Annotated in this window: 13 protein-coding genes; 7 read left to right on the forward strand and 6 right to left on the reverse strand. The window is 70.1% G+C overall.

Annotation, left to right across the window (positions count from 1 at the left end):
• On the reverse strand, window positions 1–1,117 hold a 1,117-nt coding region (locus Q2100_RS20415; protein WP_302915526.1), incomplete at its 3' end, for a glycosyltransferase 87 family protein.
• Between the two features lie 95 nt (window positions 1,118–1,212).
• Between Q2100_RS20415 and Q2100_RS20420 the strand changes: the two genes are divergently transcribed.
• From Q2100_RS20420 to Q2100_RS20430, 3 genes are read left to right on the forward strand one after another with little or no spacing between them, the layout of a single operon-like run.
• A complete protein-coding gene (locus tag Q2100_RS20420; protein WP_302915527.1) occupies window positions 1,213–2,118 on the forward strand; it encodes a hypothetical protein in 906 nt (301 codons plus the stop codon).
• Window positions 2,118–2,615: a polyadenylate-specific 3'-exoribonuclease AS gene (locus Q2100_RS20425; RefSeq protein WP_264012356.1), complete on the forward strand. Its 498-nt coding sequence runs from the start codon at window positions 2,118–2,120 to the stop codon at window positions 2,613–2,615. Before Q2100_RS20420 ends, Q2100_RS20425 begins: the two co-directional genes overlap by 1 nt.
• 51 nt (window positions 2,616–2,666) lie before the next feature.
• Window positions 2,667–4,064 carry a class II 3-deoxy-7-phosphoheptulonate synthase gene (locus tag Q2100_RS20430; RefSeq protein ID WP_302915528.1) on the forward strand — a complete coding sequence of 466 codons (1,398 nt, stop codon included), beginning with the start codon at window positions 2,667–2,669 and terminating at the stop codon, window positions 4,062–4,064.
• Here the strand turns inward: Q2100_RS20430 and Q2100_RS20435 are convergent.
• Entirely contained in the window at window positions 4,061–5,266 is a 1,206-nt protein-coding gene (locus Q2100_RS20435; protein ID WP_302915529.1) for a protein kinase domain-containing protein, read from the reverse strand. The genes Q2100_RS20430 and Q2100_RS20435 overlap by 4 nt on opposite strands.
• A gap of 34 nt (window positions 5,267–5,300) precedes the next feature.
• Between Q2100_RS20435 and Q2100_RS20440 the strand changes: the two genes are divergently transcribed.
• Window positions 5,301–5,705 (forward strand): Rv2175c family DNA-binding protein, encoded by a 405-nt coding sequence (locus Q2100_RS20440; protein WP_264012353.1) that lies wholly within the window; start codon window positions 5,301–5,303, stop codon window positions 5,703–5,705.
• On the opposite strand, the gene Q2100_RS20445 is transcribed toward Q2100_RS20440, so the two are convergent.
• From Q2100_RS20445 to Q2100_RS20460, 4 genes are all read right to left on the reverse strand, one after another.
• Window positions 5,660–7,198 carry an alpha-(1->6)-mannopyranosyltransferase A gene (locus Q2100_RS20445; protein WP_302915530.1) on the reverse strand — a complete coding sequence of 513 codons (1,539 nt, stop codon included), beginning with the start codon at window positions 7,196–7,198 and terminating at the stop codon, window positions 5,660–5,662. The genes Q2100_RS20440 and Q2100_RS20445 overlap by 46 nt on opposite strands.
• A 4-nt stretch (window positions 7,199–7,202) precedes the next feature.
• Window positions 7,203–8,282, reverse strand: coding sequence for a bifunctional (2E,6E)-farnesyl/geranyl diphosphate synthase (gene idsA2 / locus Q2100_RS20450; RefSeq protein WP_264012369.1), 1,080 nt, complete (start codon window positions 8,280–8,282; stop codon window positions 7,203–7,205).
• Window positions 8,283–8,393: 111 nt separating this feature from the next.
• Window positions 8,394–9,023 (reverse strand): LppM family (lipo)protein, encoded by a 630-nt coding sequence (locus tag Q2100_RS20455; RefSeq protein WP_302915534.1) that lies wholly within the window; start codon window positions 9,021–9,023, stop codon window positions 8,394–8,396.
• Between the two features lie 112 nt (window positions 9,024–9,135).
• On the reverse strand, window positions 9,136–9,732 hold the full coding sequence (locus Q2100_RS20460) for a GNAT family N-acetyltransferase (RefSeq protein ID WP_302915531.1): 597 nt from the start codon (window positions 9,730–9,732) through the stop codon (window positions 9,136–9,138).
• A gap of 208 nt (window positions 9,733–9,940) precedes the next feature.
• Here Q2100_RS20460 and Q2100_RS20465 point away from each other — a divergent pair, with 208 nt between their 5' ends.
• The 3 genes from Q2100_RS20465 to rsmH all read left to right on the forward strand — a co-directional run bounded on the left by Q2100_RS20465 (window position 9,941) and on the right by rsmH (window position 12,229).
• Entirely contained in the window at window positions 9,941–10,342 is a 402-nt protein-coding gene (locus tag Q2100_RS20465; RefSeq protein ID WP_269897192.1) for an SCO2097 family morphological protein, read from the forward strand.
• Window positions 10,343–10,653: 311 nt separating this feature from the next.
• Entirely contained in the window at window positions 10,654–11,085 is a 432-nt protein-coding gene (gene mraZ, locus Q2100_RS20470) for a division/cell wall cluster transcriptional repressor MraZ (protein ID WP_302915532.1), read from the forward strand.
• Window positions 11,060–12,229, forward strand: a complete 1,170-nt coding sequence (gene rsmH / locus Q2100_RS20475) for a 16S rRNA (cytosine(1402)-N(4))-methyltransferase RsmH (RefSeq protein ID WP_407667664.1) — start codon at window positions 11,060–11,062, stop codon at window positions 12,227–12,229. Before mraZ ends, rsmH begins: the two co-directional genes overlap by 26 nt.
• Window positions 12,230–12,307 lie beyond the last annotated feature (78 nt).

Consider the following 12,307-nt stretch of genomic DNA (forward strand, 5'->3'; position numbering starts at 1 on the left):
CGGGCATCAGCGTGATCGGCGTCCACACCACCAGCGCCACCCCGGCCGCCGAGACCGCGGCCAGCGCCGCCGACCTGCGCCGGACGGCGGTCACGCCGGTGGCCAGCACGGCAGGCAGCACCCACACCCAGTGGTGTGACCAGGAGACGGGTGACACCACCAGCCCGAACATCGCCACGCAGATCAGGGCGAGCACCGGTTCCCCGGCGTTCAGCAGCCGCCGCCCCGCCCACACCGTCAGCCCGAGCACCGCGAAGCAGCACGCCGTCCACACCGCGAACCGGACGTCGTCGCCAAGGCCGAGGCGGGCCAGCGCGCCTGCGATGTTCTGGTTGGTGTTCAGGGTGGCGGCGCCGATCCGGTCGGTGTTGCTCACCGTCTCGGTCCAGTACTCGATCGAGTCCCGCCAGGCCAGCGCGAATCCGACCAGGGTGGCCACCACGACGGACGCCGCGGCGGTGAGCAGTGCGCGGGCGTCGCGGCGCAACAGGAAGTACAGCAGGAACACCGCGGGCGTCAGCTTGAGCGCGATCGCCAAGCCGAGCAGCATGCCACGCGGCCACGGGGTGCGCCGCGGCACGCAGTCCGCGATCACCAGCGTCATCAGGACGACGTTGATCTGCCCGAAGTCGAAGTTGGCCCGGATCGGTTCGAGGTAGACGACGGCGGGCGCCACCAGGGCGGCCGCCAGCCAGGCCCTGCGCAGCCACGCGGGCTCCGGCGTGACCGTGGTGTCCGGCCAGACCTCGAGCCGGGTGAGCACGATGGTGGTCGACACGATCAGCAGCACCAGCGTGGTGGCCGTGATCGCCATGCTCGCCGCGGACAGCGACAGCCACGCGAACGGGGCGAACGCGATGGCGGACAGCGGCGGGTAGGTGAACGGCAGGTCGAGACCGCCCTCGGTGGCGAACATCGCCCCGTCGGCGTACAGCGGCCGGCCGTCGAGCCAGGCCCGGCCGCCCATCCGGTAGACGTCGACGTCGATGCGGTAGGGGACGTGGCCCAGCAGCCGCCACCCGGCCCAGCCCAGGGCGGCGAGGGTCAACAACTGGAACAGCCGCCACGCGATGGTGGGAGCCCAACCAGCCCCACCGGGCGACTGCCGAGTACTCATGTCGCCGAACAGACTATCGGTGGGCAACGGCGCGCCGGGAAGCCATGCCGGACCCGACACCGAATTCGGCGCGCAGGTCGGCGTAAGTTTTCTGCGTGCACGTGACCTTCGATCTGGACTTCGTCACCGCGGGAGTCACCCGGGAGCGCCTGCCGCTGGTGTGTTGTCTGGTCGCATTCATCCTCACGTTCTTCGTGACCCGCACGATCGTCCGCTACATCCGCCGCAACGCGGACAACGATGCACCCCGCAAGTGGTGGCAGCCCCGCAACATCTCCACGGGCGGCAGCGGGTTGCACATCCACCACGTGGTGATCGGCGTGATCCTGGTGATGATCTCCGGTATCGCCATGGTGACGCTGGCGGTGAACGGGGGAGTACCCGAATTCACCGTCGCGGCCATCGGCTTCGGCGTCGGCGCGGCGCTGGTGCTCGACGAGTTCGCGCTGATCCTGCATCTGTCCGACGTGTACTGGTCCGAGGACGGCCGCACGTCGGTCGATGCCGTCTTCGCCGCGGTCGCGGTGGCCGGCCTGCTGGTGGTGGGGTTCAACCCGCTGTCGTTCTTCGACATCGGCATCTGGCGCGACGACCACTCCCTGGCGGCGCGGGCCTTGGTGATCGCGATGGCGGTGCTGACCCTGGGGCTTGCGATGATCGTGCTGTTCAAAGGCAAGGTGTGGACCGGGCTGGTGGGCATGTTCATCACCCCGCTGCTGTTCGTCGGCGCGATCCGGCTGTCGCGGCCGCACGCCCCGTGGGCAAGGTGGCGCTACACCGACCGGCCGCGCAAGATGCATCGCGCCCTCGAGCGCGAGCGCCGGTTGCGGCGGCCCGTGGTGCAGGCCAAGCTGTGGTTGCAGCATGTCGTCGCGGGCGAACCGCAGTTTCCGGAGGACGCCAAGGTCGACGCCGAACTCGACCGCGAGATCCACGCCGCCCCGGCGCCGGTACCCGGTCCGGCGATCAGGCCCGCGGGCGACCACGGGCGGGTCGCCTGATGCGGTACTTCTACGACACCGAGTTCATCGACAACGGCCACACGATCGAGCTGATCTCGATCGGTGTCGCGGCCGAGGACGGCCGCGAGTACTACGCCATCTCAACGGAATTCGATCCCGACCGGGCCGGCAGCTGGGTGCGCAAGCACGTACTGCCCAAGCTGCCGTCGCCGGCGTCGCCGCTGTGGCGGTCACGGCGGCAGATCCGCGCCGAGCTCGAGGACTTCTTCGGCATCGACGGCGACGACACGATCGAACTGTGGGCGTGGGTCGGCGCGTACGACCACGTGGTGCTCTGCCAGCTGTGGGGGCCGATGACCAGCCTGCCGCCTGCGATGCCGCGGTTCACCCGCGAACTGCGCCAGTTCTGGGAGGAACGCGGGTCGCCGCGGATGCCGCCCCGGCCGCGTGACGCCCACGATGCGCTGGTCGACGCGCGGCACAACCTGCTGCGCTTCCAGACGATGACCGGCCTCGACCGTCGTCCGCCGGGCTGACCTGCAGTCGACCGCGTAAATTCCGATGCGCGGCCCGGTTACCATGGACAGGTGAACTGGACCGTCGACGTACCCATCGACCAGCTCCCAGACCTGCCGCCGCTGCCCGAGGACCTGCGGCGACGGCTCGACACCGCGCTGGCCCGGCCGGCCGTCCAGCAACCCAGCTGGGATCCCGGCACGGCCAAGGCGATGCGAACGGTGCTGGAGAGCGTTCCGCCGATCACCGTGCCGTCGGAGATCGAGCGGCTCAAGAGCCTGCTCGCCGACGTCGCTCGCGGCGAGGCGTTCCTGCTGCAGGGCGGTGACTGCGCGGAGACCTTCGCCGACAACACCGAACCGCACATCCGCGCGAACATCCGCACGCTGCTGCAGATGGCGGTGGTGCTGACCTACGGCGCCAGCATGCCGGTGATCAAGGTGGCCCGCATCGCCGGCCAGTACGCCAAGCCGCGGTCGGCCGACATCGACGCGCTGGGGCTGCGGTCCTACCGCGGTGACATGGTCAACGGCTTCGCCCCCGACGCGGCGTTGCGTGAGCACGACCCCTCGCGGCTGGTGCGTGCCTACGCCAACGCCAGCGCCGCGATGAACCTGGTGCGGGCGCTGACCTCCGGCGGCCTCGCGTCGCTGGACCTGGTCCACGACTGGAACCGCGAGTTCGTCCGCACCTCGCGCGCCGGGGCCCGCTACGAGGCACTGGCCGGTGAGATCGACCGCGGCCTGCGGTTCATGAACGCCTGCGGCGTCAAGGACCCGAACCTGCAGACCGCCGAGATCTACGCCAGCCACGAGGCCCTGGTGCTCGACTACGAGCGGGCGATGCTGCGGTTGTCCACCGACTTCCCGGCCGGCGATCCCGAACCGCGGCTCTACGACCTGTCCGCGCACTACGTGTGGATCGGCGAGCGCACCCGTCAGCTCGACGGCGCCCACATCGGGCTGGTCGAGACGATCGCCAACCCGATCGGTGTCAAGCTCGGCCCGACCACCACGCCCGAGATGGCCGTCGAGTACGTCGAGCGGCTGGACCCGCACAACGTGCCGGGCCGGCTGACGCTGGTCACCAGGATGGGCAACCACAAGGTGCGCGACCTGCTCCCGCCGATCATCGAGAAGGTGCAGGCCACCGGTCACCGGGTGATCTGGCAGTGCGATCCGATGCACGGCAACACCCACGAGTCATCCACCGGCTACAAGACCCGCCACTTCGACCGCATCGTCGACGAGGTGCAGGGCTTCTTCGAGGTGCACCGGGCGCTGGGCACCCATCCCGGCGGCATCCACGTCGAGATCACCGGTGAGGACGTCACCGAATGTCTCGGCGGCGCGCAGGACATCTCCGACACCGACCTCGCCGGCCGCTACGAGACCGCGTGCGATCCGCGACTGAACACCCAGCAGAGCCTGGAGCTGGCGTTCCTCGTGGCGGAGATGCTGCGCGACTAGAGCAGCCCGGGCAGGTTGCTGCCCAGCGTCCAGGCGGCGGCGCCGAGCATGCCGGTGAGGGTGAGCACCGCGATCACCCAGAACAGCAGGGTCCGCCTGGCCCGTTGCCTGGCCCAGTAGAACTCGTCGATCGGGATTCCGGCGAAATGGTCTGCGACCGAGGCGTATTCGTCGTCGTGGCTAGGTTCCGCAGGCCAGTCGTCGGGGCCGCGGGTGAGTTCGCGAGTGGGCTGACGCGGCGGTGCGGGCGAGGCGGCGGTGACCGGCGCGCGGGTGTGCGCACGGGTGGCCGACGCGTGCGCCGCCGAATTCCTTGCCACCGGCACCCGGAAGGCAGGCAGCCGCAACTCGTCGGCGATGTCGGCGAGGTCGTCGCCCATGTCCTGGGCGTCGGCGTAGCGCTGTGCGGGGTCACGCGCGGTCGCCCGCAGCACCAGATCGTCGAACTGCGGCGGCACGCCCGCGATCGCCGAACTCGGCGGAGCGACGTCGTGGTCCATCCGCTGGTAGGCCACCGCCAGTGCGGTGTCGCCGGTGAACGGGGTGTCTCCGGTCAGCAACTCGTAGGCGAGCACGCCGACGGCGTAGACGTCGCTGCGCGGCCCGGAGTCACCGGAGGCGACCTGCTCGGGCGAGAGGTAGGCCGCGGTGCCGAGGATGACGCTCGTCGAGGTGATCTTCGCCTCGGCGAGCGCGCGGACCAGGCCGAAGTCGGCGATCTTGACTTCGCCGTCGTCGGAGATCAGCACGTTCTCCGGTTTGACGTCGCGGTGCACCAGACCGGCCCGGTGGGCGACGGCCAGCCCGGACAGCACCGGCGCCAGCACCGCGGCGGCGGCGTGCGGCGGCATCGGGCCGCGCTCGCGCAGCAGCTCGCGAAGGGTGCCGCCCTCGACGAGCTCCATCACCAGGAACGGGTGGCCGCGGTCGATGCCCTGGTCGTAAACGGCGACCAGGCCGTCGCCCTTGAGCCGTGCGACGGCACGGGCCTCCCGCTGGAACCGGGTCAGGAAGTGCTGATCGCCCGCGTACCGGGACTCCATCACCTTCAGCGCCACCGGCCGGTCCAGCCGCTCGTCGAGGCCGCGGTACACCGTCGACATCCCGCCGGCCGCGATCGGGGCGTCGACGCGGTAGCGCCCGTCCAGCACGGTGCCGACGAGCGGATCCGAGTGCTGGGGGTAGGGCTCCACCGAACACATGTTACGAGTCCCGTTTGGCCCTAGACTCGATGCCGTGAGCAGCATTCCGGCCGCTGACGATGTGTTGGAGCCCGACGAGGCCGTCTACGACCTGCCCGCCGTCGCATCGATGCTCGGCATTCCGGTGACCAAAGTCCATCAGCACCTGCGGGAGGGCCACCTCATCGCCGTCCGCCGCGGCGGCACCGTGGTGGTGCCCAAGGTGTTCTTCGACGACTCCGGGCAGGTGATCAAGCCGCTGCCCGGGCTGCTGGTGGTGATGCACGACGGGGGGTACCGCGACACCGAGATCGTGCGGTGGTTGTTCACCCCCGACCCGTCGCTGACCATCAGTCGCGACGGCAGCACCGAGCGGCAGACCAACGCGCGGCCGGTGGACGCGCTGCGGTCACATCAGGCCCGCGAGGTGGTGCGCCGCGCCCAGGCGATGGCGTACTGACCCGGCCGCCGGTCGGGGTGATAGAGCGAATACCACGCCACCACAGCGCATGCCGTGGCGAGCAGCACGTGCGCCCATGAGTACATGCCGTGGGCGCCGTCGGGTTTGAAGATCACCATGATCCACGTGGAGAAGCCCGCGATGAGCGCGATGGCGGGCCGGCTCTGCGCCAGCGCTGCCACCACGGCGAGCGGCCAGGTGTAGTACCAGGGCAGCGCTGCGGGCACGAACAGCACCACCACCGCCATCACCGCGGCGATGCCGACGAGTGCCTCGCGGTCGGTGTGGCGGAACCGCCACCACAGCAGCGGAAGTGAGATCGCGATGATCGCGATCCCGATGATGCGGGTGACGTCCAGCACGGCGTAGAAGTTCACCGGCAGGAACAGTCCGCCGATCACGTTGACCAGTTGGGCCGCCGCGGTCGGCAGGGTGAGCCAGTTGATGATCTTCACCGATCCGGCGAGCGCGGTCAGCCAGCCAAGGCCGACGCCGGCCAGTGCGGACACCACCGCGAACACCGCGACGAAGATGGCGCACGACGCGGCGGTGGCGGCGGCGAAGGCGCGCAGCGGCCGGTACCCGCGACGGTCCTGCAGCTGACGCATCCACACCCACACCATGAACGGGAGTGCCAGTCCGCCGGTCGCCTTGACCGCCACCGCGAGCGCGATCAGGGCGACGCCCCAGACCGGGCGGCCACCGAACGTCAGCGCGATGCCCGCGACCATCAGCCCGACCATCAGCATCTCGTTGTGCACCCCACCCATCAGGTGGATGACCACGAGCGGGTTGAGCACACAGATCCACAGGGCCGCCGGGCCGTTGGCCCCGACATGGCGGGCGACCCGCGGCGCCGCCCAGATCAGCAGTGCCAACCCCGGCAGCATGCACAGCCGCAGCAGCATGGTGCCCGCGATGACGTCGTCCCCGACGAGCAGGGTGACGAACTTGGCGATCAGGATGAACGCCGGACCGTACGGTGCGGTGGTGGTGGTCCAGATCGGACTCACGTTGTCCAGCAGCGGGTTGGGGTTCTCGATCGGGCCAACCAGGTACGGGTCGAAGCCGTCGCGCAGCAGGGCACCCTGAGCCAGGTAGGAGTAGGTGTCACGGCTGAACACCGGCACGCTCAGCAGCAGCGGGGCGATCCAGAAGCCCGTGGTCGCGACCATCGTGTACTCGGAGACATCCCCGTCGATCACCCGCCTACCCAGCCACAGCCACGCGATCAGCATCACCGCCACCCCGCCCCACAGCAGCAGCGACGACAGCACGAGGCCATGCCCGAACCGCAGCCACGACAGGTGCAGTGACTCCAGCAGCGGGTCGTGCAGCCTGGTGCTGCCCGCGCCGAGCGCGCCGATGGTGATCAGTGCGGCGCCGAGGCAACCGAGCAGTGCAGGCCGCGCCGCGCCCGATGAGGCGAATGCGGCCAGCCGAGAGAAGTGCTGTCCCGCAGGACTTCCCGGAGTTCCCGTATCGGTCGTCATGCTGTCAGGCGGACCGGTTGGCGGCCGATCTCGCGAGCTCGGCCAATCCGGTCTTCGCCTGCGCGTCGATCGGTGCGGCGGCCAGTCGCTCCAGCGAGCGACGGGTGAGCAGCTCGATGCGCTCCTCGACCGCCGCCAGCGCGCCGACGGACTCGATGACCTGACACAGCTCGCGCACCTGGGCGTCGGACAAGTTCGTGCCGATCGACGTCCTGAGCAGCTTGGCCGCCACCGGGTCGGTGCGCTCGGCGAGCTCGACGGCCTCGGCCACCAGCACCGTGCGCTTGCCCGAGCGCAGGTCGTCCCCGGAGGGCTTGCCGGTGACGGCGGGGTCGCCGAACACCCCGAGCACGTCGTCGCGGAGCTGGAAGGCCACCCCGAGGTCGGTGCCCACCTCGTGGAAGATCGTCTGCACGTCGGGACGGTCGGCTGCCGCGGCGGCGCCCATCTGCAACGGCCGCGACACGGTGTAGGACGCCGTCTTGTAGGTGTTGACGGTCATCGCCGATGCCACCGAGTCCGCGCCGCCGGCCTCGGCGACGATGTCGAGGTACTGCCCGCCGAGCACCTCGGTGCGGATGTCGGCCCAGACGCGTTGCACCCGCCGGTGCGCGTCGTGCGGCAGGTCGACGGTGGCGACGATGTCGTCGGCCCACACCAGCGCGAGGTCGCCGAGCAGGATCGCCGCCGACAGGCCGAACTGCTCGTCGGAGCCGTGCCAGTTCTGTCCGCGGTGCCGCTCGGCGAAGAGCCGGTGCACGGTCGGGAGGCCGCGGCGGGTCGCCGAGGCATCGATGACGTCGTCGTGCACCAGCGCGCAGGCGTGCAGCAGTTCCAGCGCGGCGAACAGCCGGAGGATCCCGGGGTCGGCATCGCGGCCCGCCACCGCGCGCCAGCCCCAGTAGGCGAACGCCGGGCGGACCCGTTTGCCTCCGCGCAGGACGAACTCCTCCAGCGCGGCGGTCAGCTCGGCGTATTCGGTGCCGATGTAGGCGCTGTCCCGGCGGCGGTCCCGGAGATAGTCCCGCAGTTGGTCGGTGACGGCACGGGCCAGCTCGACGGCTGACGGTGCCGCGGCATCCACGCTCAGCGGGCACCCCTTTCTCATGTGATGATCTCGCCCCCGAGTGCACTAAGAGTAGAGCGTGTCGGGGGTTTCCCGGCAAGCCAGGCGCACGTCGGCGCCTCGCGCCGGTCAGGCGTCGTTGGCGGGCTCCTCGCCGAAGCGGGGCGAGCGGTCGCGGCTCGTCCAGGCCAGTGCGCCGACGATGCCGGCCACCACCATCGACGCCAGGCCCAGCCAGATGGCGGCGCCGGTGAACGAGCGGGCGCTCGGGTCGGTGTAGCGGGCCTGCGCGTTCATCGTGGTGACCACCCCGGGGCGGAGCTTCCACTCGACGATCTCGGCGCTGAGCTGGTCGCCGTTCGTCGAGGTGACCTCGCCGGGGAACGACACCGAGAGCGACACGTCGGCCTCCGGATCGCTCAGGGAGGTCAGGTCGACGCGGCCCTCGAGGATCACCAGGTCGCCCGCGCGGCGCAGGGAGATGTCGACGCCGGCCGCGTCGCGGTTCATGTTGGCCAGCTGGGGCAGTTCGGCGAAGGTGAGGTCGGAGAACACCGCCTGTGAGCCCACGTAGTCGTCGCGCTCGTACTCGGTGACCGCGACCTTGGTGGCGAACGGCAGGCTGTTGAGCAGCTGCGGTCCCTTGTCGTTGTCGTCGCGCGGCTTGGCGGCGGCGACGATCTGCCCCGACACCCGGTCGTCCGGTGACACCGTGATCGAGGCGCGCACGCGCACACAACCCACCATCATCGGCAGCATCAGCACCAGCAGGGCGAGCACCAGCAGACGGGCTCGGCGACTTGCGGACGGGCGGGCGCGCACCCGGTCATCGTGCCAGACCGGACGTTGCCCGGTGGGCCCGACGGGCGGACTAGAGCGGCAGAGCGCGCCCGAGGATGGCGAAGGGGCGTGGATCGCCGGCGAAGTGGTAGCCGCGGATCACGTCGGTGAACCCCAACCTGCGGTACAGCCGCCAGGCCCGGTTCGCCTCACCGCTGGTCTCCGGGGTGGACAGCAGCACGTGGTTCTCGGTGCGGTCGGCGAGCAATCGCCTGGCCAGCGCCTCGCCGAGGCCCCGGCCCTGTGCGCCGGGATCGATGTGCAGTTCGGTGAGCTCGAAGTAGCTCGTCATCAGGTCGGCGATCCGGGACCGGTCGGCGCCGACCCGCTGCAACCCGGCGACCACCTGCTGCTGCCACCACTGGTCCGGGGCGCCGCAGTAGCCGTAGGCCACCCCCAGCAGCGGTGCGGCCTGCAGTTCGTCGGGGGGCGGCGACGGTGAGTCGTCGGCGGTCTCGACCGCGGCCACCGCCTTCCAGCCGTGCCTTCGGGTGTGCTCCAACCACATCGAGGCCCGTTGCTCCTCGGTACCGCGCGGGTAGTGCATCGCGTCGACGTACACGCTGAGCGCGTCGGGGAGGCGCCGCGCCATGTCGTCCGACGACAGATCGATCAGAAATGTCGCCAATGTGTCGCCTCTCCAGGGTGCTCAACCGTCGCCTCCATTATCCGGGGCGAGGTGGTGGCAGCCCAATGGCGGTGCACGTCATACAATCGAGCGACGAAGTAGGTGGTACGGCTCAGATCGACCTCGTATCATGACTGTTAGGTGTCCGTGAATGCGGGCATGGATGACTTTGAACACCGTGACCGGCCGTACCGGCGAGGAGGGACGAATGCCACTCTCCGATCATGAGCAGCGCATGCTCGATCAGATCGAGAGCGCGCTGTATGCCGAGGACCCCAAGTTCGCCTCGAGCGTGCGGGGTGGAACGCTGCGTGCGCCCTCGGCCCGCCGCCGACTGCAGGGCGCGGCGCTGTTCGTGGTCGGTCTGGGCCTTCTGGTCTGCGGGGTCGCGATCAAGGCGACCATGATCGGCACGTTCCCGATCCTCTCGGTGATCGGTTTCGTGCTGATGTTCGCCGGTGTGGTGTTCGCGATCACCGGTCCGCGGGTGACCGGTGCGCGCGACCGTACGGCTCCGGAGGCGCCGTCGCGGTCGGGGAAGAAGCAGAAGGGGTCGGGCTCGTTCACCAGCCGGATGGAGGATCGGTTCCGCCGTCGCTTCGACGAGTAGCCGAATAGTCGGTTTCACAGGGGTAGCCCGGTTGCGGGCTACCCCTTTTTCATGTCTGCGGGCGCTGCGGCGACACGCCGACTCCGGTTGTTCCGGGCTGTATGCCCCACCACGCCCCACCGCCCCCCTGTGATGCGCTGACCGGCTCTGATGCGCTCCTGTGGCGGTCACGTGGCGTCGTCCGATCGCCTGATGAGCGCCCGCGGGGGGCTTGGGTGGGGAAATTGTCGACGCAGCAGCCACTAGTTGGAGCAAAGTGGGGGATTGTGGGGTAAAGTGGCACACATCGGAGCGAGGCGGGAGGTGGCCGGATGTTTCTGGGCACCTACACGCCGAAGCTCGACGACAAGGGGCGGCTCACACTGCCCGCCAAGTTCCGCGACGCACTGGCAGGAGGGCTGATGGTGACCAAGAGTCAGGACCACAGCCTGGCGGTCTACCCGCGGGACGAATTCGAGAAGCTCGCGCGGCGGGCGTCGCAGGCGTCGCGGTCCAACCCGGAGGCACGTGCCTTCCTGCGAAGCCTGGCCGCCGCCACCGACGAACAGCATCCCGACGCGCAAGGCCGGATCACCCTGTCCGCCGACCATCGTCGCTACGCCAACCTCTCCAAAGAGTGCGTGGTGATCGGATCGGTTGACTACCTGGAGATCTGGGACGCCCAAGCCTGGCAGGAGTACCAGCAGACCCACGAAGAGAACTTCTCCGCGGCTACCGATGAAACTCTGCGCGACATCATCTGAGTCCCCCGCGGGCCGGGGACACCACCCGGCCTCCGGTCCGCATGTCGCCCGTGCATCGTGGCCTCTGTCCGATCCGGCCCTGGCGTACTTCCCCGACGCCAGGTCCGCGCTCTCGGGCAGGGACCTCGATGCAGGGGCGCTCCTTTCACTGAACGGTTCTTCGGGGGTGGCGATGGAGCACGTCCCGGTCCTGCTGGACCGCTGCGTCGAACTTCTGATGCCGGCGCTGACCCGGCGCGGCGCCGACGGGGCGGGCGCGGTGCTCGTCGACGCCACCCTCGGCGCCGGCGGGCACTCCGAGCGCCTCCTGTCGCTGCTGCCGGAGTTACGGGTGATCGGCCTCGACCGCGATCCGGATGCCCTGGCCATCGCCGGCGAACGGCTCGCCCCGTTCGGCGACCGGGTCCACCTGGTGCGCACCCGCTACGACGGCATCGCCGACGCCCTGACCGGATCCGGCTCGTGGGCAGCGGATGTCCGCGGTTTCCTGTTCGACCTCGGTGTCTCGTCGATGCAGCTCGACCGTCCGGAACGGGGTTTCTCCTACTCCGCCGACGCGCCCCTGGACATGCGGATGGATTCCGACGCCCCGCTGACCGCGGCCGAGGTGCTCAACACCTGGGACGAGAAGGCCCTGGCCCGGGTGCTGCGCGAGTTCGGCGAAGAACGGTTCGCCGGCCGGATCGCCAAGTTCGTCGTGCGCCGCCGCGCGCGTGCTCCGTTCACCAGCACCGGCGAGTTGGTGGAACTGCTCTACGAAGCCATCCCGGCCCCCGCCCGCCGCACCGGTGGCCATCCCGCCAAGCGCACGTTCCAGGCGCTGCGCATCGCGGTCAACGGCGAACTGGACTCGCTGCGCGACGCGCTGCCCGCCGCGCTGGACGCGCTGGACGCCGGCGGGCGCATCGTGGTGATGGCCTACCAGTCCCTCGAGGACCGCATCGTCAAGACCCGGTTCGCCGAGGCGACCGCATCGCGCACGCCACCCGGGCTGCCCGTCGAACTGCCCGGACACGGGCCGGAATTCGTCGCACTGACGCGTGGCGCCGAGCGTGCCGCCCCTGAGGAGATCGAGCGCAATCCGCGCAGCGCCCCGGTGCGCCTGCGCGCGCTGGAGAAGGTTGCCGGAAGGGAAGTGGCATGAAGGTGAAGCGAACCGCAGCAGACCGCGGCGCCGATCGGCGGCGTACGGCCCGGCAACCGGCCCGCGGTGGCAGCCGCC

It is taken from the genome of Mycolicibacterium arseniciresistens, assembly GCF_030519285.1.
GTDB lineage: Bacteria > Actinomycetota > Actinomycetes > Mycobacteriales > Mycobacteriaceae > Mycobacterium > Mycobacterium arseniciresistens.